The following is a 23,963-nucleotide window of genomic DNA, read 5'->3' on the forward strand; positions in this document are numbered from 1 at the left end:
CCCTGTTTTCCGGCATCCATGCCTGCCATGGATGGCCCGGTGTCCCCAAAGGCCTGAAATGACCGAACCCCAACAGCCCGGAAGCCCGGGTTCCGACAAGAATTTCCCCCCGTCGCAGGACCTGTGGTCGCAGTCGGCCGCCCCCTCGGGCCCCCGCGCCCCTGCGCAGGAGCCCGGCTGGGAGCGCGCCACGCTGGAGAAACTGGCCTTTGCGGCCCTGAACGAGCAGCGCTCGGCCCGGCGCTGGAAGATCTTCTTTCGCTTTGCCTGGCTGCTCCTGATCGCCGCCCTGGTGTTTGGCGCCATGCGCCAGGCCTCGACCGGTGCCAGCAAGAGCACGCCGCACACGGCCGTGGTGGATGTCAAGGGCGAGATCGCCTCGGGTGCCGAAGCCAGTGCCGAATTCGTGGTCGCCGCCATGCGCAGCGCCTTCGAGGACGAGGGTTCGCAGGCCGTGGTGCTGTTGATCAACTCGCCGGGTGGCAGCCCGGTGCAGGCCGGCATCATCAACGACGAGATCGTGCGCCTGAAGGCCAAGTACAACAAGCCGGTGTATGCCGTGGTCGAGGAGACCTGTGCCTCGGCCGCCTACTACATCGCCGCGGCGGCCGACGAGATCTTTGTCGACAAGGCCAGCATCGTGGGCAGCATCGGTGTGCTCATGGATGGATTCGGCTTCACTGGCATCATGGACAAGCTGGGCGTGGAGCGCCGCCTGCTCACGGCGGGTGAGAACAAGGCCTTTCTGGACCCGTTCAGCCCCCAGACCGAAAAGCAGCGTGAGTACGCGCAGGCCATGCTCAACCAGATCCACCAGCAGTTCATCGCCGTGGTGAAGGCCGGGCGGGGTGAGCGCCTGAAGACCACGCCCGAGACCTTCAGCGGCCTGTTCTGGACCGGCCAGCAGGCGGTGGAGATGGGCCTGGCCGACAAGCTCGGAAACCTCGACTTCGTGGCGCGCGAGGTGGTCAAGGCCGAAGAGATCATCGACTACACCCGCCGCGACAACGTGGCCGAACGCCTGGCCAAGCGCTTTGGTGCGGCCATGGGCATCGGTGCGGCCAAGGCGCTGACCTCGGCCGGCCCTCAGCTGCGCTGAGGGCTGTCAGCTATCGAGGCCGCTCGCGGCCTTGCGCTGGCGTGAGCCGTCTTCAAGGATGGTGTCGTCGGCCGTGAGCTTGCCGGATTCATCCCACTGCTTGCGCGCTTCCAGCCGGGTGCGGCCCCGGGCATCGGGTGCGGTGTAGCGGTCTTCGCGGCCCAGCCGGCCGTTGGGGTGAAAGTACTGCTGCACGCCCGTGGGCTGCTGCTCGGCCGTGAGGAGTTCGCGCCGGGTGAGCTTGCCTTCGTCGTCGCGCAGCTCGCGCTGGATGCGTGTGGCATCGCCGGTGCCGCTCGTGGTGGAGCGCTCGCGTGGCGCGCCATTGAGGTACCAGCGTTCAAGCAGCACCTCGCGCCCATCGGCAAACGCGTGTTGTTCGGTCATTTGGCCGTTGTTGCCAAAGCGGCGCAGGCTGTGCAGCGGGCCGCGCGTATCGCGCAGGAAGCGCGGTGGTTGCTGCTGCGGGTCGTCGGCGGCGAAGATGCGTTCCTCGCGCAGCACGCTCTTGCCGCCCTCGGTGAAAAAGCTGCGGTGCACGCGCCGGCCTTCCTCGAACTGCATCTGCTGGGCGACCAGGCCGTCGCTGGTCCATTCGGTGGACAGCAGCAGCCGCCCCTGGTCGTAGCGCACCTGGCCCGCCTTGGCGCCCGCGCTGGTGAACAGCGGGGTGTCCGTGGCGCCCTCGAAGCCGCAGGGCTTGCGGTCTTCGGGCAGCACGCTGGTGCGTGGGCACTGCAGCCGCGTGGGCTGGCCGGCGCTGTTGTACTCCACCACGAACTGTTCCTGCCCCTCGGCGTGGAAGGACAGGCGCTCGGGCCGGCCGTTCGCGTCGAAACGGCGAACGGCGCCGGTGGTGCGCCCGTTTTCGGCGAATTCCTCGCGCTTGAGCTGGCCGTTGGGCCAGAACTCGGCCACCCGGCCCTGGCTGTTGCCGCGTTCGTTCACGCTGCGCTCGCGTTGCAGCTTGCCCTCGCGGTCGAAAAATCGCTCCTTGCCCAGGTACTTGCCGTCCCGGAGCTCCTGCTCGCGCTGCAATTGGCCGGTGTTCTCGTCGCGGCAGCGCAGCAGGCCGGTCAGGCCTGCGGTTTCGGCGCCATTGCTGGGGTTGACGGGCTTGCCATTGAATTCGCAGCGGATGATGGCGTGTGCACCCGTGGCGCAGGTGCCGAGTGCGAGCAGCAAAAGGGCAGGGAGGCGTTGCATGGCGTGGAGTGGACTCAGCGGCCCAGGGCAAACACGATGGGGGTGCGGTTGCTGGGCACCAGGGGCTGGGCGCGCCACTGGCGCACCAGCTGGCTGCGGATCTGGGCACTGGGCAGTGTCAGGCCGCTGGCCAGCGCCAGGCGGGTGTGGGGCTGCAGGGTCTGCACCAGGGCCTGCCACAGGGCGGGGTTGCGGTAGGGCGTTTCGATGAAGAGTTGGGTCTGGCCGGTCTTGAGGGCCAGGGATTCGAGCTCGCGGATGCGCTGCGTGCGCTCCTGCCCATCCTGGGGCAGGTAGCCGGCAAAGGCAAAGCCCTGGCCATTGAGGCCGCTCGCCGCCAGGGCGAGCAGCAGCGACACCGGGCCCACGAGCGGGACGACAGGGATGCCCAGGTCGTGCGCGGCGCGTACCACCGATGAGCCTGGGTCGGCCACGGCGGGCATGCCGGCCTCGCTGACCAGGCCCAGGGAATGGCCGAGCAGCGCGGGGGCCAGCAGGGGCTTGGCGTCGAAGCTGGCCGAGCCCTTGTCGCCATGGTCGCCTTTCTTGTGCACCTCGCGCGGCAACTCGGTGATCTGTTGCTGCTGCAGCGGCACCGCCAGCGGGTGCAGGGCGTCGATGCGCTTGAGGTAGGCGCGGGTGCTCTTGGCGTTTTCGCAGACCCAGTGGGTGAGCCGGGCCGCCTGCCGCAAGGTGCCGTCGGGCAGGGCCTCTTGCAGGGGCACCTCGGTCTCGCAGCCGAAGTCGAGCGGCGCAGGGACCAGGTACAGCGTGCCGGGGGTGGCGGTGCTCATGGCAGCACCACCCCGGCGGCGCGCAGCATGCGGCAGGTGCGGATCAGCGGCAGGCCGATGAGGGCCGTGGGGTCGTCGCTGTGGATGGCGTCGAGCAGGGCGATGCCCAGGCCCTCGCTCTTGGCGCTGCCGGCGCAGTCATAGGGCTGCTCGGCGCGCAGGTAGCGCTCGATCTCTTCGTCCGACAGGTCGCGAAAGCGCACCTCCACGGGGGCGATGTCCACCTGCTCGAAGCCGCTGGCCTGGCAGACGGTGGCCACGGCGGTCTGGAAAATCACGGTCTGCCCGCGCATCTGGCGCAGCTGCTGCACGGCGCGCTCGTGGGTGCCGGGCTTGCCCAGGGGCTGGCCGGCGAGGTCGGCCACCTGGTCGGAGCCGATGACCACAGCCTCGGGGTGCTGTGCGGCGACTGCGCGGGCCTTGGCCAGGGCCAGGCGCAGGGCCAGATCGCGGGGGGCTTCACCGGGGGCGGGGGTCTCGTCCACGTCGGGCGAAGCGACCTCGAACGGCAGGTTCAGGCGGGACAACAGCTCACGGCGGTAGCGCGAGGTGGAGCCCAATACCACAGGGCGTTGCGGGGCGGGGGATTGATGCATTCGCTGATTCTCTTACACTGCCGCCATGACCAAGGAATTCTCCGTGGACCGGCTCGACGTCAAGGCCTTTGCTTTGGCAGGCGCGCGCTTGGCCGGCCATGATTCCCTTTTGAAGTACGAGCGCCTGGCCCAGGAGGCCCGGGGGCTGCATCCCGACCTGCTGGTGGACTGGCAGGCCCAGGGCGAAGTGCGCACGGCGCTGGGGGGCGCCAGCCAGGTGTGGCTTGTGCTCAAGGTGCGCGCCACCTTTCCCATGGAATGCCAGCGCTGCCTCACGCCGGTGGACGTGCCTCTGGAGGTGGACCGGTCCTTCCGTTTCGTGGCCGACGAAGCCACGGCCGAGGCCCTGGACGACGAGAGCGAGGAAGACCTGCTGGCCATGAGCCGCGAGTTCGACCTGCACGAGCTGATCGAGGACGAGCTGCTCATGGCGCTGCCCGTGGTGCCCAAGCATGAGGAGTGCCCCACGGCCGTGCCGCTGGCATCGTCGGACGAGGACTTCGAGGAGGCGAACGCGGACAAGCCCAATCCTTTTGCGGCGCTGGCGGGCCTCAAAAAGGTCACTAGGAAGCACTGAACCGTTTGGGCTATAATCGAGGGCTTCGCGCGAATCCCCTCGTGTCTTCTATGGGCCCATCGCGTATTTACCAACCTATTTAAGACCAGGAGCCATCATGGCCGTTCAGCAAAACAAGAAGTCCCCCTCCAAGCGCGGTATGCACCGTTCGCACAATGCCCTGAATGTGCCGGGCATTGCTGTGGAACCCACCACCGGCGAAACCCATCTGCGCCACCACATCAGCCCCAACGGCTTCTACCGCGGCCGCCAGGTGCTCAAGAACAAGTCTGAAGCCTAAGCTTCAATACCCCTCAAAGGCCCGTTGCTACTGAATTTGTAGCGCGGGCCTTTGTTTTGACCGTTGTATCCATCTTCCGGCCCTGTCAGTGGGTTGGACAAGTCGCCCATGATCACACTGGCTGTTGACTGCATGGGGGGCGACCATGGCCCCCGCGTCACGCTCGCGGCGTGCCGTCAGTTCCTTGGCAATCACCCGGACGCCCGCTTGCTGCTGGTCGGTCTGGCGGACAGCCTGCACGATTTTTCGCATGACCGTGCCACCATCGTCCCTGCCACCGAGGTGGTGGCCATGGATGATCCGGTCGAGGTGGCCTTGCGCCGCAAAAAAGACTCTTCCATGCGTGTGGCCATCCAGCAGGTCAAGGATGGCACGGCGGCCGCGGCCGTCTCGGCTGGCAATACTGGCGCCCTGATGGCCATTGCGCGCTACCTGCTCAAGACCCTGGACGGCATCGACCGGCCTGCCATTGCCACCCAGTTGCCCAACAACGAAGGGCGTGCCACCACGGTGTTGGACCTGGGGGCCAATGTGGACTGCTCGGCCGAGCACCTGCTGCAATTTGCCGTCATGGGCTCCGCCCTGGTGTCGGCCTTGCGCGATGGCGGCGAGCCCACCGTCGGCTTGCTCAATATTGGTGAAGAAATCATCAAGGGCAGCGAAGTCATCAAGAAAGCCGGCGAACTGCTGCGATCTGCTGCCGAGGCGGGTGACCTCAATTTCTATGGCAACGTCGAGGGCAATGACATCTTCAAGGGCACGGTGGACATCGTGGTCTGTGACGGATTTGTCGGCAACGTGGCGCTCAAGGCCAGCGAAGGTGTCGCTGCCATGGTGATCGGGGGGCTCAAGAATGAGTTTTCTCGCAACATCTTCACCAAAGCTGCCGCCATCATTGCCTATCCGGTGCTAAAGGCACTCATGACGCGCATGGACTACCGGCGTTACAACGGCGCGGCCCTGCTCGGGCTGCGCGGGCTAGTGTTCAAGAGCCATGGCTCGGCCGATGCCATGGCCTTCGAGCAGGCCTTGAACCGGGCGTATGATGCAGCCCGCAACAACCTGCTTGACCGTGTCCGGACCCGGATTGCGCACGCGGCGCCTCTCCTGGCCCCTGCCGATGCCCAGCCCAGGCCCGCGGCGGCGACGACACATTAATGAGACGCTATTCCCGCATCACCGGCACTGGCAGCTATCTGCCACCGCGCCGGCTCACGAATGCCGACTTCGTGGACCTGCTGGCCCGTGACGGCATCGAAACTTCGGACGAGTGGATCGTCGAGCGCACAGGGATCCGGGCGCGCCATTTCGCTGCGCCCGACGTGGCGGCCAGCGACCTGGGTTTCGAGGCGGCCCGCAATGCCTTGCAGGCCGCGGGCCTGCAGGCCCAGGACATCGACCTGATCATCGTCGCCACGTCCACGCCGGACATGGTGTTTCCCTCGACGGCCTGCATCCTGCAGAACAAGCTGGGCGCCAATGGCTGCCCGGCGTTCGACGTCCAAGCGGTGTGCAGCGGCTTTGTCTACGCACTGTCGGTGGCCGACTCCATGATCCAGACGGGCGCCGCGAACCGCGCGCTGGTGGTCGGTGCCGAGGTGTTCAGCCGCATCCTGGATTTCAAGGACCGCACCACCTGCGTGCTGTTTGGTGACGGCGCTGGCGCCGTGGTGCTGGAGGCGTCCGAGACGCCGGGCATCCTGTCGAGCGACCTGCATGCCGATGGCAAGCATGTCGGCATCCTGTGCGTGCCGGGCAATGTCTCGGGTGGCAATGTGCTCGGTGACCCGTTGCTCAAGATGGATGGGCAGGCGGTGTTCAAGCTGGCCGTGGGGGTGCTGGAGAAGGCGGCCCATGCCGTGCTGGCCAAGGCGGGTTTGGCCGAAGCCGATGTGGACTGGCTCATTCCCCACCAGGCCAACATCCGCATCATGCAGGGCACGGCGCGCAAGCTCAAGCTGCCCATGGACAAGGTGGTGGTCACCGTGGACCAGCATGGCAATACGTCCGCGGCCTCCATTCCCCTGGCGCTGGACCATGGTGTGCGCAGCGGCCAGGTCAAGAAAGGCCAGACGCTGCTGCTCGAAGGTGTGGGCGGCGGCTTCACCTGGGGTGCCGTGCTCCTGAAGTTCTAGCCGGCCGCGTTGGGCGGTTGGCAGAATTCCATTCCCTCTTTCTATCTGTGCTGGCATGAAGTCATTTGCATTTGTTTTTCCCGGGCAGGGTTCGCAGTCGGTCGGCATGCTCGATGGCTGGGGTGACCACCCCGTGGTGGCCGAGACCCTGCGCGAAGCATCCGACGCGCTGGGCGAGAACGTCGCCCAGCTGATCAAGGAAGGCCCCAAGGAGGCGCTGGCCCTGACCACCAACACGCAACCGGTGATGCTGGTGGCTGGTGTGGCCGCCTGGCGCGTCTGGAATGCCGAGGGTGGTGCGGCGCCGGTGGCCCTGGCGGGCCACTCGCTGGGCGAGTACTCTGCGCTGGTCGCGTCGGGTGTGCTCACGCTGGCGCAGGCCGCGCCCCTGGTGCGCCTGCGTGCGGCCGCCATGCAGGAGGCCGTGCCCGTGGGCACGGGTGCCATGGCGGCCATCCTGGGCATGGAGGCATCCAAGGTCATCGCGGGTTGCGCCGAAGCTGCGGCTTCTTTCGGGCCGGGTACCTCCGAGGTGGTGGAGGCGGTGAATTTCAACGATCCCATCCAGACCGTGATTGCGGGCACCAAGGCGGCTGTCGACAAGGCCTGCGAGGTGCTCAAGGCCAGCGGCGCCAAGCGCGCGCTGCCGCTGCCGGTCTCGGCGCCTTTCCATTCGAGCCTGATGAAGCCCGCGGCCGAAAAGCTGCGCGAGGCGCTGGCCGGTGTGTCCCTGGCCGCCCCCGCCATCCCGGTGGTCAACAACGTGGACGTGGCCGTGCGCAGCGATGCCGATGCCATCCGCGAGGCCCTGTACCGCCAGGCCTTCGGTGCTGTGCGCTGGGTGGAGTGCGTGCAGGCGCTCAAGGCACGCGGCGTGACGCACATCGTGGAGTGCGGCCCCGGCAAGGTGCTGGCGGGCCTGACCAAGCGCATCGACCCCGAACTGGTCGGTGCGGCAGTATTTGATACGGCCTCGCTGGCCGAAGCACGGGAGTTGCTGGCATGACGGAATCTGTTCAACAAGCCGCCCAGGTGGCCCTGGTCACCGGGGCATCGCGCGGCATTGGTGCGGCGATCGCGCTGGAGCTGGCCGTGCGCGGCTACCAGGTCATCGGCACGGCCACCACGGACGATGGTGCTGCGCGCATCTCGGCCGCGCTGTCGGCCTACCCCGGCTCCAAGGGGGTCAACCTGAATGTGAACGATGGCGCGGCCATCGAGGCGACCATCGATGCCATCGTCAAGCAGCAAGGCGGCCTGCACGTGCTGGTGAACAATGCCGGCATCACGCGCGACACCCTGGCCATGCGCATGAAGGACGACGACTGGGATGCCGTGCTGGACACCAACCTCAAGGCGGTGTTCCGCGTCAGCCGTGCGGCCATCCGGCCCATGATGAAGCAGCGCTTTGGCCGCATCATCAGCATCACCAGCGTGGTGGGGGCATCGGGCAATCCAGGCCAGGCCAACTATGCGGCGGCCAAGGCCGGCGTGGCCGGCATGACGCGCGCACTGGCGCGCGAGCTGGGCAGCCGCAGCATCACGGTGAACTGCGTGGCCCCTGGCTTCATCGAGACCGACATGACCGCCGGCCTGCCCGAAGAGCAGCAAAAGGCCCTGCAGACGCAGATCGCGCTGGGCCATCTGGGCAAGCCTTCGGACATCGCACACGCGGTCGCCTACCTCGCTTCGCGCGAGGCAGGCTATGTGACCGGCCAGGAGTTGCATGTCAATGGCGGCATGTACATGTAATTGTTGAAAGATAACGCCGGTTCATCCGGACGGCGGGCTGCTGAGGGGCTTTACCTTAAGCGGCTAGAATCGCGGATTCATTCACAACCCCCAGAGGGAAACCATGAGCGATATCGAAGCACGCGTCAAAAAAATCATTGCCGAACAACTCGGTGTGGAAGAGTCCCAAGTCACCAATGAAAAGGCCTTCGTGGCAGACCTCGGTGCCGACTCGCTCGACACGGTGGAACTGGTGATGGCCTTGGAAGACGAGTTCGGCATCGAGATCCCTGACGAAGACGCCGAGAAGATCACGACGGTGCAAAACGCCATCGATTACGCCAACACCCACCAGAAGGCCTGAGTCGGCGCACTGCGCCTGACTTGAGCGATCAGCAGAAGGTTTTTACGCATGAGCCGTCGTCGCGTTGTCGTGACCGGCCTGGGTTGCGTCAGCCCCGTGGGCAACACGGTGGCCGATGCCTGGGCCAATGTCCTCGCTGGAAATTCCGGCATTGACCTCATCACCAAGTTCGACGCGTCGAACTTTGCCTGCAAGATTGCAGGGGAGGTCAAGGGGCTTGACCTGGAGTCGTACATCAGCGCCAAGGATGCGCGCTCGATGGACACCTTCATCCATTTCGGCATCGCCGCGGCGGCGCAGGCCGTGCAGGATGCAGGCCTGCCCACCGGCGAGGCGCTGGACGACGAGTTCGCCACGCGCATTGCCTGCGTGATCGGCTCCGGAATCGGAGGCCTGCCGCTGATCGAGGACACCCATGCCGAGCTGACCAACCGCGGACCACGGCGCATCACGCCGTTTTTCGTGCCGGCATCCATCATCAACATGGTGGCGGGCCATGTGTCCATGCGTTTTGGCTTCAAGGGGCCGAACCTGTCGGTGGTGACGGCCTGTACGACGGGCCTGCACTGCATCGGCGAAGGTGGCCGCATGATCGAGTACGGTGACGCCGACGTGGTGATCGCCGGTGGTGCGGAATCCACGGTGTCTCCCCTGGGCATTGGCGGCTTTGCCGCGATGCGTGCACTGTCCACCCGCAACGACGACCCCAAGACGGCCTCGCGCCCCTGGGACAAGGACCGCGATGGCTTCGTGCTCGGCGAGGGCGCAGGCGTGCTGGTGCTGGAAGAATACGAACATGCCAAGGCCCGCGGTGCCAAGATCTATGCCGAGCTCAGCGGCTTTGGCATGAGCGCCGATGCCGGCCACATGACGGCGCCGAACATGGACGGCCCGCGCCGCGCCATGATCAGCGCCATGCGCAACGCCGGCATCAACCCCGGGGATGTGGGCTACCTGAATGCACACGGTACGTCCACCCCCTTGGGCGACCTCAATGAAACCAATGCCATCAAGGCGGCATTGGGCGATGCCGCCTACAAGACGGTGGTCAGCTCCACCAAGTCGATGACGGGCCACCTGCTGGGCGGCGCGGGCGGGATCGAAAGCGTGTTCACCGTGCTGGCGCTGCACCACCAGAAGGTGCCGCCGACCATCAACCTGTTCAACCAGGATCCCGAGTGCGATCTCGATTACTGCGCCAACACGGCCCGGGATCTGAAGATGGACTATGCGCTCAAGAACAACTTCGGCTTCGGCGGGACCAACGGCTCCCTGGTGTTCAAGCGGGTCTGATGACCGGCCCCTGTCTGCGCGCCGGGCCCCTGTCCTGGGGGCTGCAGCGCATGCCGGCAGGCGATTTGCGGCAAACTGCGGGGCGATGATGCCCCGGCCTTCCCCTTTTCTTCCATGAACTCCATGGCACGCCAGGCTCCGGCGGTGCGCTATCCGGTGCGGCGCAGCCCTGCTGTCGGGGGTGTGTTGGCTGCAGTGGCGCTGCTCGCCGGGGTGGCATTGCTGGCCTGGTGGCTGCTGGGTACGGCGCAGAACACCGTGTCCGCCCTTGCCGGTGCGGCCTCCTGGTTGCTTGCTGTGGCGGCTGCCTGGCATTGGTGGTACCGCCAGTGGTGCGGAGAGCTGCACTGGGATGGCCAGCAATGGTGGCTGGACGGCCGCTTGCCGGGAAGCTCGCCGATGCCCTTGCACGGTGCGCCCGAGGTGCAGTGGGACCTGCAGGGCCACCTGTGGGTCTGTGTCCAGGCTGCCGCCGGTCAGGGGCGCACCTGGCTGTGGCTGGAGTGCCGCCAGCAGCCCGAGCGCTGGCCTGATCTGCGCCGTGCGGTATATTCGCGCGCCGGAACGGGCGCCGCGGGTGCTGCAGCGCCCGCACCGATCCACAGCCGACTGGCGTGAAGAACCCCCCAATTTGATGACCGCCCAAACGCCGCCTCCCACACCCGACAACAGCGATCTCCAACTGGTGGAGCGCACGGTGGCGGGCGACCAGCGGGCGTTCGAGCTGCTGGTCGTCAAGTACCAGCGCCGCATCGAGCGCCTGATCGGCCGCATGGTGCGCGATACGGACATCATCCAGGACATTGCGCAGGAAACCTTCATCCGGGCCTACCGGGCCCTGCACCAGTTCCGCGGGGATGCCCAGTTCTACACCTGGCTCTACCGGATCGCCGTCAACACGGCCAAGAAGGCGCTGATGGACATGAAGCGCAATCCGGTGGTGACGGAAAACGCCCTCAGGGGGGCGGATGACGAAGATGAAACTTCTCGTGTCGGACACGAACTAACCAGCGACGAGACCCCTGAAACGGTGCTGGCGGCCAATGAAATCGCCCAGGCGGTGAATGCCGCCATGGAGGCGCTGCCCGAGGATTTGCGCCAGGCCGTGACGCTGCGCGAGATCGAGGGGCTCAGCTACGAAGAGATCGCTGCTGCCATGGGCTGCCCCATCGGCACGGTGCGGTCGCGTATTTTCCGTGCGCGGGAGGCGATTTCAGCCCGCGTGCGCCCGATGCTGGAAAACCAGACGGGCAAGCGGTGGTGATGGTGCGGTGGATGGCAAGGGCGAAGCAGTGTCTGGCGGCGGATATGCAGGTGAAACCATGAACAATGATGTGACGACAAAGCGCGAACAGATTTCGGCACTGGCCGATGGCCAGCTGCATGGCGATGCATTTGCGGATGCCATGGCCTGCACGGATGACGACGAAGGCCTGGCCACCTGGCAGCTCTACCACCTAGTAGGGGATGTCCTGCGCTCGAACGAGTTGGCGCGTGCCGATGGCAGCAACCTGCTGCTGTCGCGCCTGCGCGAGCAGATGGCCCAGGAGGTGCCGGTGCAGCGCCCTGTGGCCCTGGCTCCGGAGCCAGCGCTGGCGGTGGTGGGCGAGGCCGAGGCGCCGGCCGCCAATGCGTCGGTTTTCCGCTGGAAGATGGTGGCCGGCGTGGCGTCCCTGGCGGCCGTGGCGGCCATCGGGTGGTCGTCCGTCGGCGCGCTGCAGGGCGGGCGTGGGGCGCCTGGCGCGCAGCTGGCGTCCGCCGGGGCGCCGGTGATCCAGGCTTCGCAGGCTCCCCAGGGCGTGGCGCCATCCGCACCCCTGGTGGCTGTGGCCGACAACGAGGGGCAGCAGGTCATGATCCGCGACCCGCGCCTGGACGAGTTGCTGGCCGCCCACAAGCAGTTTGGCAGCACATCTGCGCTGCAGATGCCTGCGGGCTTTCTGCGCAACGCCACCTTTGCTTCGCCCAACCGCTGAGAGCCGCCGCTTGCCTGGGGAATGGGATTGATGCCTGATCTTGCCCTTGTGGGGGCCATGGAACGCATGCGGTGGCGCCGCTGGATGGCAAGCGTGGCCTGCTGGGCATGCGCTGCCCTGGGGGGCGTGGCGAGTGCGCAGGCCCAGCCCGCGCAGGTGCCGCAGGCCTCCGCGCTGCCGCCGATGTCGGTGGTGACCCCTGCCAGGGATGTCGCCCAGTGGATCGAGCGCATGCACCAGGCGCCGCGCAAGCGCTCCTATGTCGGCACGTTCGTGGTGCTGTCGTCCTCGGGGGCCATGTTCAGCTCGCGCATCTGGAATGCCTGCGATGGCAAGCAGCAGTTGGAGCGCGTGGATGGCCTGAGCGGCACGCCGCGCAAGGTCTTTCGGCGCAATGACGAGGTGCGCACCTTCCTGCCCGAGGAGCGCACCGTGCGCACGGAGCGGGGGGATGCGCGCGGGCTGTTCCCGCAGCTGCCCTCGGTGCAGGGCACCTCGCTGGCCAGGCACTACGAGGCCCAGGTGCTCGGCCAGGAGCGCGTTGCCGGTCTGGATGCGGACGTGGTGTGGTTCAAGCCGCTTGACCCCCTGCGTTTCGGCTACCGCATCTGGAGCGAAAGGGAGTCCGGCCTGGTGGTCAAGATGCAGACCCTGGCGGCGGACGGCAGGGTGCTGGAGCAGGCCGCGTTCTCCGAGCTCGATCTCAACGCTGCCGTGTCCATGGACAAGCTCGCGCGCATGATGGACGATGTGTCGGGCTACAAGGTGATTGCTCCCGCCGCGGCCAAGACCACGGCGCTGGAGGAGGGGTGGCGGTTGAAGCAGCCGGTGGCTGGCTTCGTGCCCCAGAGCTGCCATCGCCGGTTGGCAGCTGCGGGGGCTGCCGAAGCGCCGCCGGTGCTGCAGTGCCTGTATTCCGATGGCCTGGCGACGGTGTCGCTGTTCATCGAACCCTTTGATGTGAAGCGGCACGGCACGCAGGGCCAGTTGGCCAGCGTGGGCGCCACGCAGATGATGGGCCAGCGCATGGCATCCGATGCCTGGGTGACTGCGGTGGGTGAGGTCCCCATGCAGACGCTGCGCCTGTTCGTGGGGGCGCTGGAGCGCGCGCGCTGAGCCCGTCCTGCGCAGGGGTGGGTTTCGGGAACCATTTGCCGCCCCTGCCTTCCCATGCAGTGACAGATTTTTGGCATTCCCCACATTTCATGAAAGGTCGATGATGTCCAAGTTTGATTGGAGTATGTTGCGCGCCCTGGCCATGTCGGGCATGGTGGCAACGGTGGCCAGCGTGGCCGTGCTGCCCCAGGGTGTGGCGATGGCGCAATCCGCGGTGGTGCGGGGCCTGCCGGACTTCACGGATCTGGTGGACCAGGTCGGTCCTTCGGTCGTGAACATCCGCACGCGCGAGAAGGCCTCGGACCGCTCGGGCGCGAACGGCATGGACGAGGAGATGCTGGAATTCTTCCGCCGCTTCGGCGTGCCCATCCCCAACATGCCGCGCCAGCAGCGTCCCCAGCGGCCCCAGCAGGACGAGGAGGCGCAGCCGCGCGGCGTGGGCTCCGGCTTCATCCTCACGGCCGATGGCTTCGTGATGACCAATGCCCATGTGATCGATGGCGCCGACGAGGTCATCGTGACGCTGACCGACAAGCGCGAATTCAAGGCCCGCGTCGTGGGGGCCGACAAGCGCACCGATGTGGCCGTGGTGAAGATCGAGGCCGCGGGCTTGCCGGCCGTGAAGGTGGGCGATGTGAGCCGCCTCAAGGTCGGTGAATGGGTCATGGCCATCGGCTCGCCCTTCGGCCTGGAAAACAGCGTGACGGCCGGCATCGTGAGCGCCAAGGCGCGCGACACCGGCGACTACCTGCCCTTCATCCAGACCGATGTGGCGATCAATCCCGGCAATTCCGGCGGGCCCCTGATCAACATGCGCGGTGAAGTGGTCGGTATCAACAGCCAGATCTACTCGCGCTCGGGCGGCTTCATGGGCATCTCGTTCGCGATTCCGATGGACGAGGCCATCCGCGTCAGCGAGCAACTGCGCACCTCGGGCCGTGTGACGCGCGGCCGCATCGGCGTGCAGATCGGCAATGTGAGCAAGGATGTGGCCGAGACCATCGGCCTGGGCAAGGCCCAAGGGGCGATGGTGACGGGCGTGGAGTCGGGTTCGCCAGCGGACAAGGCGGGCATCGAGGCGGGTGACATCATCACGCGCTTCGATGGCAAGCCCATCGAGAAGGTGGCCGACCTGCCACGCCTGGTGGGCAATACCAAGCCGGGGACCAAGAGCTCCATCACGGTGTTCCGCCGCGGCAGTGCGCGGGACCTCCAGGTGACGGTTGCCGAGATCGAGCCCGACAACAAGCCGGTGGCCAAGGCGGTGGAACGCGAGGAAAAGCCCAAGGCCTCGGCGGCCGCCCAGCAACTGGGCCTGTCCGTGCTCGAGCTCACCGACGCCCAGAAAAAGGAGCTCAAGCTCAAGGGCGGGGTGGCCGTGGCGTCGGCCACCGATGCCGCTGCGCGCGCCGGCCTGCGCGAGGGCGATGTGATCCTGTCGGTGGCCAATGCGGAGATCACAGGCCTCAAGGACTTCGAGGCGGTGGTGTCCAAGGCGGACAAGAGCAAGGCCTTGAGCGTGCTCTATCGCCGCGGCGAGTGGACCCAGTATGCGGTGATCCGCGCACTGCGCTGAGTGCGGCGTCCCCCGGGGTATTCCCTCTGGTTGCGCTGGGGTTTTCCGAAAAAACCACCCCGGAACCGGTGCCCATCTGCCACCCGAAAAAAAATTGAGAGGTTAGTTCTCGCTAACTTTTGAGGTAGGACATCAACCAGTTTCGATAGAATGCAGGGGTCTGTTCAACTGTTATATGCATATTGAACGGCTCCTGCTCCACCATGCGGGATGCTTCGGGCTCATGCACAGCTGATCCACAGCTCACCCACAAGTTGTTCATCGGCATGGGGTCTGGATCTGTGAATAAACTGTGTATAAAATCCCTGTTGCAGTCAGGCAACGACCCTTTTCCTGCCAGTGCCGGGCTGCTCTCGACACGCTTTTTGCCTACAATGAAGATCCAACTATCGCAGTTGCCAATGATTGTTGGTTCAGGGCGCGTCGCCACTCGACGCGCCCTTTTTTCTTGTGCGCGCCGTTTTAATTCAATTACTTGACGCTTCCCGTTGATGAACCACATCAGAAATTTTTCCATCATTGCGCACATCGACCATGGCAAGTCGACGTTGGCCGACCGCCTGATCCAGCGATGCGGCGGCCTTGCAGACCGCGATATGGAGGCCCAGGTTCTGGACTCGATGGACATCGAAAAAGAACGTGGGATAACCATCAAGGCGCAGACCGCTGCGCTGCAGTACAAGGCGCGTGATGGGCAGGTCTACAACCTCAATCTGATCGACACGCCGGGCCACGTGGACTTCTCCTACGAGGTGAGCCGCTCCCTGTCTGCATGCGAGGGCGCGCTGCTCGTCGTCGATGCGTCGCAGGGTGTGGAGGCACAGACCGTGGCCAACTGCTACACCGCGCTGGACCTCGGTGTGGAAGTGGTGCCGGTACTCAACAAGATGGACTTGCCCAACGCCGATCCCGACAACGCCAAGGCCGAGGTCGAGGACGTGATCGGCATCGATGCGACCGATGCCATCCCTTGCTCGGCCAAGACCGGCATGGGCATCGATGAGATCCTCGAAGCCATCGTGGCCAAGGTGCCCGCGCCGCGCGGCAATGCCGATGGTCCGCTGCGCGCGATGATCATCGACAGCTGGTTCGACAGCTACGTCGGCGTGGTGATGCTGGTGCGTGTGGTCGATGGCCGCCTGCTCAAGGGCGAGCGCATCAAGATGATGGCCACGGGGGCTGTGTATAACGCGGACAACCTGGGTGTGTTCACGCCCGCCAACGAGCCGCGCAACTCGCTCGATGCCGGCCAGGTGGGCTACATCATCGCCGGCATCAAGGAGCTGCAGGCCGCCAAGGTGGGCGACACCATCACGCTCGAAAAGAAGCTGCCCAACAACGCGGGCCCGGCCGAGGAAGCGCTGCCGGGCTTCAAGGAAATCCAGCCGCAGGTGTTCGCCGGCCTGTACCCGACCGAGGCCAGCGAGTACGACTCGCTGCGCGACGCGCTGGAAAAGCTCAAGCTCAACGATGCCTCGCTGCACTACGAGCCCGAGGTCAGCCAGGCGCTGGGCTTCGGCTTTCGCTGCGGCTTCCTGGGCCTGCTGCACATGGAGATCGTGCAGGAGCGCCTGGAGCGCGAATTCGACCAGGACCTGATCACCACCGCGCCGAGCGTGGTCTACCAGGTCGTGAAGGCCGACGGCGAGATCCTCATGGTCGAGAACCCGTCCAAGATGCCCGACCAGGGCCGGCTGGAGGAGATCCGCGAGCCCATCGTCACGGTGCACCTGTACATGCCCCAGGACTATGTGGGCCCGGTGATGACGCTGGCCAACCAGAAGCGCGGCGTGCAGATCAACATGGCCTACCACGGCCGCCAGGTCATGCTGACCTACGACATGCCGCTGGGCGAGATCGTGCTGGACTTCTTCGACAAGCTCAAGTCGGTCTCGCGCGGCTATGCGTCCATGGACTACGAGTTCAAGGAGTACCGCCCGTCCGACGTGGTCAAGGTGGACATCCTGCTCAACGGCGACAAGGTCGACGCCCTGTCCATCATCGTGCACCGCTCGCAGTCGCAGTACCGTGGCCGGGCCGTGGTCGGCAAGATGCGCGAGATCATCAGCCGCCAGATGTACGACGTGGCCATCCAGGCCGCCATCGGTGCCAACATCATTGCGCGCGAGACCATCAAGGCGCTGCGCAAGAACGTGCTGGCCAAGTGCTATGGCGGTGACATCACCCGCAAGCGCAAGCTGCTGGAAAAGCAGAAGGCAGGCAAGAAGCGGATGAAGCAGATCGGTTCGGTCGAGGTGCCCCAGGAGGCCTTCCTCGCCATTTTGCAGGTGGAAGATTGATGCAGCAGTTCATGCAAATTCTCACGGCGGCCATCCTGGCGGCCTTCGTCGGCTACATGGGCTCCTGGTACTTCGGCCTCATCGAGGGCAATTTTGCGCTGCTGCTGTTCCTGGCCACGGTGGTCACGGGCTCTTTCTGGCTGGCCGAACGCCTGTACTTCCTGCCCCAGCGCCGCCGCGCGGCCCAGGCGATCGAGGACGCGGCCGTGCAGCGCCGGGCCGAGCTGGACCGCATGGGCATCCAGAAGGTGGATGTGGACGTGCAGGAAGCCCAGGGGCGCCTGCTCATGCAGCCCTGGTGGCTGGACTGGACCGCCGGCCTGTTCCCGGTGATCGCCGCCGTCTTCGTGCTGCGCTCCTTCCTGTTCGAGCCCTTCAAGATCCCCTCGGGCTCGATGATCCCGACCCTGCTGGTGGGCGACCTGATCCTGGTGAACAAGTTCACCTATGGCGTGCGCCTGCCGGTGATCAACACCAAGATCATCGAGGGCAACAAGCCGGTGCGCGGTGATGTGATGGTCTTCCGCTACCCGCCCCAGCCCAACCTCGACTACATCAAGCGCGTGATCGGCGTGCCCGGGGATGAGGTGGCCTACCTGAACAAGCGCCTCACGATCAATGGCCAGGCCGTGCCCACCACGAACGCACCGGACTTCTTCGAGGAAGACACCATGCGCTACTTCAAGCAGTTGGAGGAGCAGGTGGACGGCAAGCCCCACCGGCTGCTGAACAATCCCGAGGTTCCTGCATTCATCCAGGGTGCCACGAACTTTGCCTACCGCGACAACTGCCGCTACAGTGTCGAAGGTGTCGTCTGCAAGGTGCCCGAAGGCCACTATTTCATGATGGGGGACAACCGCGACAATTCGCTGGATTCCCGCTACTGGGGTTTCGTGCCGGACGCCAACATTGTCGGCAAGGCCTTTTTTGTCTGGATGAATTTCGGTAATCTCAAGCGCATCGGACCGTTCCACTGACCGATCGCCCATTTCCACCAACATTGAGAGGGGAGAGCATGCATACCCATCGTTTTGCCAGCCGTTCGCGCCAGCGTGGCCTGTCCTTCATCGGGGTGATTTTCATCGGCCTGTTCTGCGTGGCGGCGTTCGCCATTGGCGGGCAGTCCATCCCGATCTTCCTGGAGTACCAGGCGATCAACAAGGCGGCAACCAAGGCAGCCAGGGAAGAGACAACGGTCTCGGGGATTCGGGGGGCTTTTGATCGAGCCGGAGCCATCGACAACATCAGCTCAGTTCAAGGCAAGGATCTCGAGGTCACCAAACGTGGAGACAAGACCGTCGTGAGCTTCAAGTACTCGCGCGAAATCCCCCTGGCTGGCCCCGCGTTCCTGGTTTACCGCTTTGAGGGACAGACCAAGTAGTGCCTCCCAGTCTTCTTGCGCTGCAGGACCGCCTGCAGCATCCTTTCTCCGATGCTTCCCTGTTGCAGCGTGCGATCACGCACCGCAGCTTTTCGGCCGACCACAATGAGCGGCTGGAGTTTCTCGGCGACTCCGTCCTGAACCTGGCAGTCGCCAGCCTGCTGTACCAGCGGCTGGGTTCGTTGCCGGAAGGCGATCTCTCCCGGGTGCGTGCCAATCTGGTCAAGCAGGACACCTTGCACCAGCTGGCCCTGCGCTTGCGCGTCTCCGAGGTGCTGCGCCTGGGCGAGGGGGAGTCCAAGTCCGGCGGTCAGCAGCGCCCCTCCATCCTGGCCGATGCCGTGGAGGCGCTGATCGGTGCCGTCTTCATCGACGCCGGCTATGGACCCGCCGAGGCGCTGGTGCACCGCCTCTACCAGGGGGTCGAGATCAATCCGCAGATGCAGGCGGCCTCCAAGGATGCCAAGACCGCGTTGCAGGAGTGGCTGCAGGGCCGCAAAATGAAGCTTCCGCAGTATGCCGTCGTGGCCACCGTGGGGGCGGCGCACCGCCAGACCTTTGACGTCGAGTGCGAGATTACCGAACTGGGCCTGACCGAGCGCGGCATCGGGGGTTCCCGCCGGGCGGGCGAGCAGGCTGCGGCTGCCGCCATGCTGGCCACACTGAAAGCAAAGAAGATATGAACGAAGCCACCAACGATCCGGCAGGCATTGCCGGCCAGTCGCCCGACGATCTCGAGGCGATGCTGGCCGCCGCGCGCGCCCCCGCTTCGGTGGAGGGCCAGCGCTGCGGTGTGATCGCCATCGTGGGCAAGCCCAACGTGGGCAAGTCCACGCTGCTCAACGCCCTGGTGGGCCAGAAGATTAGCATCACCTCGCGCAAGGCGCAGACCACGCGCCACCGCATCACCGGCATCCGCACGCGCGACCTCACACAGTTCGTCTTCGTCGACACGCCGGGCTTCCAGACCCGGCACGCCACGGCCCTCAACAAGTCGCTCAACAAGACCGTGATGGGCGCCATCGGCGACGTGGACCTGATCCTCTTCGTCGTGGAGGCCGGCAACTTCACCCTGGCCGACGCCAAGGTGCTGTCCCTGTTCAAGCCCGGCATTCCGACCCTGCTGGTGGCCAACAAGCTCGACATGGTGAACCGCCGCGCCGAACTGGCCCCCTGGCTCAAGAGCATGCAGGAGCGCCACCCGTTTGCCGAGTTCGTGCCCATGTCGGCCAAGAACAAGGGCGATATCGAGCGCCTGTTCGACATCTGTGCCAAGTACCTGCCCGAGCAGGGCTGGTGGTATGGCGAGGACGAGCTCACCGACCGCAGCGAGAAATTCCTCGCCAGCGAGACCGTGCGCGAAAAGCTGTTCCGCTTCACCGGCGACGAATTGCCCTACACCTCCACGGTGGTGGTCGACAAGTTCGAGGAAGAGGCCAGCAAGCAGCACAAGCGCCTGGTCAAGATCGCGGCCACCATCGTGGTCGAGCGCGACAACCACAAGATGATGGTCATCGGCGACAAGGGCGAGCGCTTGAAGCGCATCGGCACCGAGGCGCGCCAGGAGCTCGAAAAGCTCATGGACGCCAAGGTCTTCCTGGAGCTCTGGGTCAAGGTGCGCTCCGGCTGGGCCGACGACGAAGCGCGCGTGCGCTCCTTCGGCTACGAGTGAGGGCATGGGCGCCGGTGTGTCCGTGCTGCCGTGCCTGACCGGCTGAGGCGTAGCCATGGCCGTCGCCAAGCGCATCTCCGATGAGCCTGCCTTCGTGCTGCACAGCTACGACTGGAGCGAATCGAGCCTGATCCTGGAGGTGTTCTGCCGCCGCCAGGGCCGCGTGGCCCTGGTCGCCAAGGGCGCCAAGAAGCCCACCTCCAACTTCCGACCGGTGCTGCTGCCCCTGCAGCCCCTCATGCTCACCTATACGCTCTCGGGCGACGGCACGGCCGACATCCACACCCTCAAGGGGGCGGAATGGGTGGGTGGGCATGTCATGCCCACGGGCGATGCCCTGCTCTCGGGCATGTACCTCAACGAATTGCTGCTGCGCCTGCTTGCCCGGGCCGACGCGCACACGGCGCTGTTCGATGCCTACGCCGGCGTGGTGCGCGTGCTCGCCAGCGAGCATGGCGATGCGCTGGAGCCTGTGCTGCGCAGCTTCGAGCTGCTGCTGCTGCGCGAGATCGGCCTCTTGCCCAGCCTGGACGCCGAGACCATGACCTTCGAGCCCTTGCGCGCTGGTACGCGCTACATCCTGGTGGCCGAAGGGGGCTTGCGGGCTGCCTCGTCGGGCGACCGGGTTGCCCTTCCAGGAAGCGGGTGGACGGCGCTGCAGGCCGCGCTCGACACCGGCTACACCGCCACGCTGCGCGCCTGCGCACCCGTGGCCGCCGAGCTCAAGCCCCAGCTCCGGGCGCTCTTGCAATACCATTGCGGCAGTCCCACGCTGCGCACCCGCCAGCTCATGATGGACCTGCAGTCCCTTTGACGACTTCCATTCCCTCCATGGCACAACACCGCACCGCCCTGTCCGTCAACGTCAACAAGGTCGCCCTGGTGCGCAACACGCGCCACCTGGGTATCCCCAGCGTCACACGCGCGGCCGCGCTGTGCCTTGAGGCCGGTGCCCGGGGCATCACCGTGCACCCGCGTCCGGACGAGCGCCACATCCGCCGCCACGACGTGTACGAGCTGGCCGAGCTCATGAAGGCCTGGCCCGAGCGCGAATACAACATCGAGGGCAACCCCTCGCAGAACCTGATGGACTTCATCCGCCAGGTGCGCCCGCACCAGGCGACCTTCGTGCCCGACAGCGAAGACCAGTTCACCAGCGACCACGGCTGGAGCTTTCCGCAGGACGCCGAGCGTCTGGCGCCCCTGGTTGCCGAATGCAAGGCCCTGGGTGTGCGCGTGAGCCTGTTCATGGACCCCACGCCCGAAGCCATGGCGGCTGCCAAGGCCGTGGGCGCTGACCGCATCGAGCTCTACACCGAGCCCTACGCGGCCGCCTGGGGCACGCCGGACCAGGCCGTGCAGCTGGAGCGCTACCGTGCCGCCGCCCAGGCCGCCCTGGATGCCGGACTGGGCGTCAATGCCGGCCACGACCTCAACCGCGACAACCTCACCGCCTTTGTGCGCGGGGTGCCCGGCCTGCTCGAAGTCTCCATCGGCCATGCCCTGATCGCCGATGCGCTGGAGCTGGGTTACGCCGCCACGGTGCAGGCCTACAACGCCTGCATTGACGCCGCCTGAGCGCTGCTACCGATGATCTACGGTATCGGCACCGACATCTGCGACGTGCGCCGCATCAAGGCCAGCCTGGAGCGCCACGGCGACCGCTTTGCCGAGAAGGTGCTGTCCGAAGGCGAGCTCGCCACCTGGCGTGCGCGCACGGCCCGCTGGCCCGACCGCGGCCTGCGCTACCTAGCCACGCGCTTTTCCGCCAAGGAAGCCTTCAGCAAGGCCATCGGCCTCGGCATGCGCATGCCCATGACCTGGCGCCACTGCGAGGTTGCCAAACTCGCCTCGGGCCAGCCCGTGATCGTGCTGCACGGCGCGCTCAAGGCATGGTTCGAGGAGCGCGGCCTTACGGCCCACCTGAGCGTGACCGACGAGACCGACTACGCGGCCAGCTTCTGCGTCGTCGAAAAGGCGCCCTGATCCCGGCGGGCGGCCCGCCCTGGTGCGCCCACCTTTCCCATCCCCCCTTTCTTTCCAGCAACGCATGACCGAACACGCACCCGTTATTCTCGATGTGGCCGGCACCTCCCTGAGCGCCGACGACCGACGCCGCCTGGCCCACCCGCTCACCGGCGGGGTCATCCTGTTTGCCCGCAACTGGGAGAACCGCGCCCAGCTCTTGGGCCTGACCAGCGCCATCAAGGCCGTGCGCGACGACCTGCTGATCTGCGTAGACCACGAGGGTGGTCGCGTGCAGCGCTTTCGCACCGATGGCTTTACCCACCTGCCGCCCATGCGTGCGTTGGGCGAGCTGTGGATGGACGATGGCAAGGGTGCCAAGGCAGTTCCTGGCAGCGGCGCCCTGCGGGCCACCAATGCCGCCACGGCCGCGGGCTATGTGCTGGGCACCGAACTGCGCGCCTGTGGCGTGGACTTCTCCTTCACCCCGGTGCTCGACCTCGACTGGCAGGACGAAGCCAGCTCGCGCAGCGGCGTGATCGGCGACCGTGCCTTCCACCGCGATCCGCGCGTCGTGGCCCTGCTGGCCAAGAGCCTCATGCACGGCCTGCTGCAGGCCGGCATGGCCAATTGCGGCAAGCACTTTCCCGGCCATGGTTTCGTGCGTGCCGACTCGCACACCGAGGTGCCCGTGGACACGCGCAGCAAGAAGGCCATCCTGGCCGACGACGCCGCCCCGTACCCCTGGCTCAGCACCACGCTCACCAGCGTCATGCCCGCCCATGTCATTTACCCCAAGGTGGACAGCCGGCCGGCAGGCTTTTCGAAGCGCTGGCTGCAGGACATCCTGCGCCGCGAGATGCGCTTCGCCGGCGCCATCTTCAGCGACGACCTGAGCATGGAGGGCGCGCGCCGCCTGGACGGTCAGCTGGTCAGCTACACCGATGGTGCGCTCGCGGCGCTGGAGGCCGGTTGCGACCTGGTGCTGCTGTGCAACCAGAGCGTGGGCGATGGCAAGGCCGTGGACGAACTGCTCGACGGCCTGGCCGAGGCCCGGGTCCAGGGCCGCTGGCAGCCCAGCGTGGACAGCGAATCACGCCGCATCGCGCTGCTGCCCGAAACCATCCCCCAGGCCTGGGATGACCTCATGTACCAGCCCGCCTACCTGCAGGCTCTGGACCTGCTTCCCTGAGGATGCGCCGCAGCCCTGGTTCGGTTCAGGGCGCAGGCGTAGCGGGCGGAGATTCCTGCACCAGGGCGGCGGCCGGCAGAGTGGGCACCACCGGCGCCGCCGCTTCCACCGGGGCGGGGGGCGGCCCGCGCCAGCGCCGGATCACGCGCTGGAAGATCAGGGCATTGGGGATCTGCAGCCAGGTGCCCTCGGGGCCCGTGTGCAGGTGGTCTTCGAGCGTGGTGTACAGCAGGTTGATGTCCGCCACCCGGCCCTTGGCGCCGGGTTTCTCGGCCGTGTCCAGCACCTCGATGTAATCGCCCACGCGGAACGGCCGCACCGTGAAGATCAGCAGTGCACAGAACAGGTTGGACAGCACGCTCCAGGCCGCGAAGAAGGCCACCGCACCCACCGTGGCAAAGCCGGTGAGGGCGGTCCACAGCACCGTGGCCGATACCCCCATGCGTTCGAGCACCAGCAGGAAGGCGCTGGCCACGAGGATCCAGCGGATCAGGCCCTTGATGGGCACCAGCAGCTCATCGGGCAACTGGTAGTGGGCGGCGGCGCGTGCGACCAGGCGGCGCAGCAGGCGCTGCAGCATCCAGGCGACGAAAATGATCAGCAGGATCTGCAGGCCGGGCACGATGACCTCCAGCCAGTCCTGCACCCAGTCGGGCAGACGTGTCTTCAAAGCATGCAGACCAGTGGTGGCCATGGGAAAAGAGCGCGAG

The 23,963-nt window shown here is 66.1% G+C and carries 28 protein-coding genes; 23 read left to right on the forward strand and 5 right to left on the reverse strand.

Annotation, left to right across the window (positions count from 1 at the left end):
- Window positions 1–58 precede the first annotated feature (58 nt).
- Window positions 59–1,099, forward strand: a complete 1,041-nt coding sequence (locus AC3WOH_RS10660) for a S49 family peptidase (protein ID WP_492229330.1) — start codon at window positions 59–61, stop codon at window positions 1,097–1,099.
- Window positions 1,100–1,105: 6 nt separating this feature from the next.
- Here AC3WOH_RS10660 and AC3WOH_RS10665 read toward each other — a convergent pair whose 3' ends face one another.
- From AC3WOH_RS10665 to AC3WOH_RS10675, 3 genes are read right to left on the reverse strand one after another with little or no spacing between them, the layout of a single operon-like run.
- A complete protein-coding gene (locus tag AC3WOH_RS10665) occupies window positions 1,106–2,305 on the reverse strand; it encodes a toxin-antitoxin system YwqK family antitoxin (RefSeq protein ID WP_492229331.1) in 1,200 nt (399 codons plus the stop codon).
- Window positions 2,306–2,319: 14 nt separating this feature from the next.
- Window positions 2,320–3,099, reverse strand: a complete 780-nt coding sequence (locus AC3WOH_RS10670; protein ID WP_492229332.1) for an SAM-dependent methyltransferase — start codon at window positions 3,097–3,099, stop codon at window positions 2,320–2,322.
- Window positions 3,096–3,695: a Maf family nucleotide pyrophosphatase gene (locus AC3WOH_RS10675; RefSeq protein WP_492229333.1), complete on the reverse strand. Its 600-nt coding sequence runs from the start codon at window positions 3,693–3,695 to the stop codon at window positions 3,096–3,098. The genes AC3WOH_RS10670 and AC3WOH_RS10675 overlap by 4 nt, the downstream gene beginning before the upstream one ends.
- Before the next feature lie 25 nt (window positions 3,696–3,720).
- Here AC3WOH_RS10675 and AC3WOH_RS10680 point away from each other — a divergent pair, with 25 nt between their 5' ends.
- The 13 genes from AC3WOH_RS10680 (at window position 3,721) to AC3WOH_RS10740 (ending at window position 14,743) form a co-directional block, all read left to right on the forward strand.
- Window positions 3,721–4,272 carry a YceD family protein gene (locus AC3WOH_RS10680; protein ID WP_492229334.1) on the forward strand — a complete coding sequence of 184 codons (552 nt, stop codon included), beginning with the start codon at window positions 3,721–3,723 and terminating at the stop codon, window positions 4,270–4,272.
- 97 nt (window positions 4,273–4,369) lie between these two features.
- Window positions 4,370–4,552 carry a 50S ribosomal protein L32 gene (gene rpmF, locus AC3WOH_RS10685; protein ID WP_005794249.1) on the forward strand — a complete coding sequence of 61 codons (183 nt, stop codon included), beginning with the start codon at window positions 4,370–4,372 and terminating at the stop codon, window positions 4,550–4,552.
- A 108-nt stretch (window positions 4,553–4,660) separates the two neighbouring features.
- On the forward strand, window positions 4,661–5,710 hold the full coding sequence (gene plsX, locus AC3WOH_RS10690) for a phosphate acyltransferase PlsX (RefSeq protein WP_492229428.1): 1,050 nt from the start codon (window positions 4,661–4,663) through the stop codon (window positions 5,708–5,710).
- Window positions 5,710–6,687 (forward strand): beta-ketoacyl-ACP synthase III, encoded by a 978-nt coding sequence (locus AC3WOH_RS10695; protein ID WP_492229335.1) that lies wholly within the window; start codon window positions 5,710–5,712, stop codon window positions 6,685–6,687. The genes plsX and AC3WOH_RS10695 overlap by 1 nt, the downstream gene beginning before the upstream one ends.
- A gap of 55 nt (window positions 6,688–6,742) precedes the next feature.
- Window positions 6,743–7,693: an ACP S-malonyltransferase gene (fabD, locus tag AC3WOH_RS10700; protein ID WP_492229336.1), complete on the forward strand. Its 951-nt coding sequence runs from the start codon at window positions 6,743–6,745 to the stop codon at window positions 7,691–7,693.
- Window positions 7,690–8,439 (forward strand): 3-oxoacyl-ACP reductase FabG, encoded by a 750-nt coding sequence (fabG, locus tag AC3WOH_RS10705; RefSeq protein ID WP_184858118.1) that lies wholly within the window; start codon window positions 7,690–7,692, stop codon window positions 8,437–8,439. The genes fabD and fabG overlap by 4 nt, the downstream gene beginning before the upstream one ends.
- A 103-nt stretch (window positions 8,440–8,542) precedes the next feature.
- Complete coding sequence (gene acpP, locus AC3WOH_RS10710) at window positions 8,543–8,782, forward strand: acyl carrier protein (protein WP_003058049.1); 240 nt, start codon at window positions 8,543–8,545, stop codon at window positions 8,780–8,782.
- A 48-nt stretch (window positions 8,783–8,830) separates the two neighbouring features.
- Window positions 8,831–10,075 (forward strand): beta-ketoacyl-ACP synthase II, encoded by a 1,245-nt coding sequence (fabF, locus tag AC3WOH_RS10715; protein ID WP_184858120.1) that lies wholly within the window; start codon window positions 8,831–8,833, stop codon window positions 10,073–10,075.
- A gap of 114 nt (window positions 10,076–10,189) precedes the next feature.
- Window positions 10,190–10,693, forward strand: a complete 504-nt coding sequence (locus AC3WOH_RS10720) for a hypothetical protein (protein WP_492229337.1) — start codon at window positions 10,190–10,192, stop codon at window positions 10,691–10,693.
- Between the two features lie 16 nt (window positions 10,694–10,709).
- Entirely contained in the window at window positions 10,710–11,339 is a 630-nt protein-coding gene (rpoE, locus tag AC3WOH_RS10725; protein ID WP_184858125.1) for an RNA polymerase sigma factor RpoE, read from the forward strand.
- 58 nt (window positions 11,340–11,397) lie between these two features.
- Window positions 11,398–12,051: a sigma-E factor negative regulatory protein gene (locus AC3WOH_RS10730; RefSeq protein WP_492229338.1), complete on the forward strand. Its 654-nt coding sequence runs from the start codon at window positions 11,398–11,400 to the stop codon at window positions 12,049–12,051.
- Window positions 12,052–12,135: 84 nt separating this feature from the next.
- Window positions 12,136–13,167 carry a MucB/RseB C-terminal domain-containing protein gene (locus AC3WOH_RS10735; protein WP_492229429.1) on the forward strand — a complete coding sequence of 344 codons (1,032 nt, stop codon included), beginning with the start codon at window positions 12,136–12,138 and terminating at the stop codon, window positions 13,165–13,167.
- Window positions 13,168–13,291: 124 nt separating this feature from the next.
- Window positions 13,292–14,743 (forward strand): Do family serine endopeptidase, encoded by a 1,452-nt coding sequence (locus AC3WOH_RS10740; protein ID WP_492229339.1) that lies wholly within the window; start codon window positions 13,292–13,294, stop codon window positions 14,741–14,743.
- A 112-nt stretch (window positions 14,744–14,855) separates the two neighbouring features.
- On the opposite strand, the gene AC3WOH_RS10745 is transcribed toward AC3WOH_RS10740, so the two are convergent.
- Window positions 14,856–15,245, reverse strand: a complete 390-nt coding sequence (locus tag AC3WOH_RS10745) for a hypothetical protein (protein ID WP_492229340.1) — start codon at window positions 15,243–15,245, stop codon at window positions 14,856–14,858.
- On the opposite strand from AC3WOH_RS10745, the gene lepA reads away from it, so the two are divergent.
- The 9 genes from lepA to nagZ all read left to right on the forward strand — a co-directional run bounded on the left by lepA (window position 15,235) and on the right by nagZ (window position 23,253).
- Window positions 15,235–17,043, forward strand: a complete 1,809-nt coding sequence (gene lepA, locus AC3WOH_RS10750) for a translation elongation factor 4 (RefSeq protein ID WP_492229341.1) — start codon at window positions 15,235–15,237, stop codon at window positions 17,041–17,043. The two genes, AC3WOH_RS10745 and lepA, sit on opposite strands and share 11 nt — an antisense overlap.
- Entirely contained in the window at window positions 17,043–18,020 is a 978-nt protein-coding gene (gene lepB, locus AC3WOH_RS10755) for a signal peptidase I (protein WP_492229342.1), read from the forward strand. The genes lepA and lepB overlap by 1 nt, the downstream gene beginning before the upstream one ends.
- Window positions 18,021–18,058: 38 nt before the next feature.
- Complete coding sequence (locus AC3WOH_RS10760; protein ID WP_492229343.1) at window positions 18,059–18,424, forward strand: DUF4845 domain-containing protein; 366 nt, start codon at window positions 18,059–18,061, stop codon at window positions 18,422–18,424.
- Window positions 18,424–19,107: a ribonuclease III gene (gene rnc, locus AC3WOH_RS10765; RefSeq protein ID WP_492229344.1), complete on the forward strand. Its 684-nt coding sequence runs from the start codon at window positions 18,424–18,426 to the stop codon at window positions 19,105–19,107. Before AC3WOH_RS10760 ends, rnc begins: the two co-directional genes overlap by 1 nt.
- Complete coding sequence (gene era / locus AC3WOH_RS10770; protein ID WP_492229345.1) at window positions 19,104–20,096, forward strand: GTPase Era; 993 nt, start codon at window positions 19,104–19,106, stop codon at window positions 20,094–20,096. Before rnc ends, era begins: the two co-directional genes overlap by 4 nt.
- A gap of 55 nt (window positions 20,097–20,151) precedes the next feature.
- The gene (recO, locus tag AC3WOH_RS10775) at window positions 20,152–20,910 is read left to right on the forward strand and encodes a DNA repair protein RecO (protein WP_492229346.1); all 759 of its coding nucleotides are present in this window, start codon (window positions 20,152–20,154) and stop codon (window positions 20,908–20,910) included.
- A gap of 17 nt (window positions 20,911–20,927) precedes the next feature.
- Window positions 20,928–21,674 (forward strand): pyridoxine 5'-phosphate synthase, encoded by a 747-nt coding sequence (locus AC3WOH_RS10780; protein WP_492229347.1) that lies wholly within the window; start codon window positions 20,928–20,930, stop codon window positions 21,672–21,674.
- 12 nt (window positions 21,675–21,686) lie between these two features.
- Entirely contained in the window at window positions 21,687–22,082 is a 396-nt protein-coding gene (gene acpS / locus AC3WOH_RS10785) for a holo-ACP synthase (protein ID WP_492229348.1), read from the forward strand.
- Between the two features lie 64 nt (window positions 22,083–22,146).
- Window positions 22,147–23,253 (forward strand): beta-N-acetylhexosaminidase, encoded by a 1,107-nt coding sequence (gene nagZ, locus AC3WOH_RS10790; protein WP_492229349.1) that lies wholly within the window; start codon window positions 22,147–22,149, stop codon window positions 23,251–23,253.
- 25 nt (window positions 23,254–23,278) lie between these two features.
- Here the strand turns inward: nagZ and AC3WOH_RS10795 are convergent, their stop codons facing one another.
- Window positions 23,279–23,947: a mechanosensitive ion channel family protein gene (locus AC3WOH_RS10795; protein ID WP_492229350.1), complete on the reverse strand. Its 669-nt coding sequence runs from the start codon at window positions 23,945–23,947 to the stop codon at window positions 23,279–23,281.
- Window positions 23,948–23,963: the final 16 nt, after the last annotated feature.

It is taken from the genome of Acidovorax sp. FW305-C-20-28, assembly GCF_058783375.1.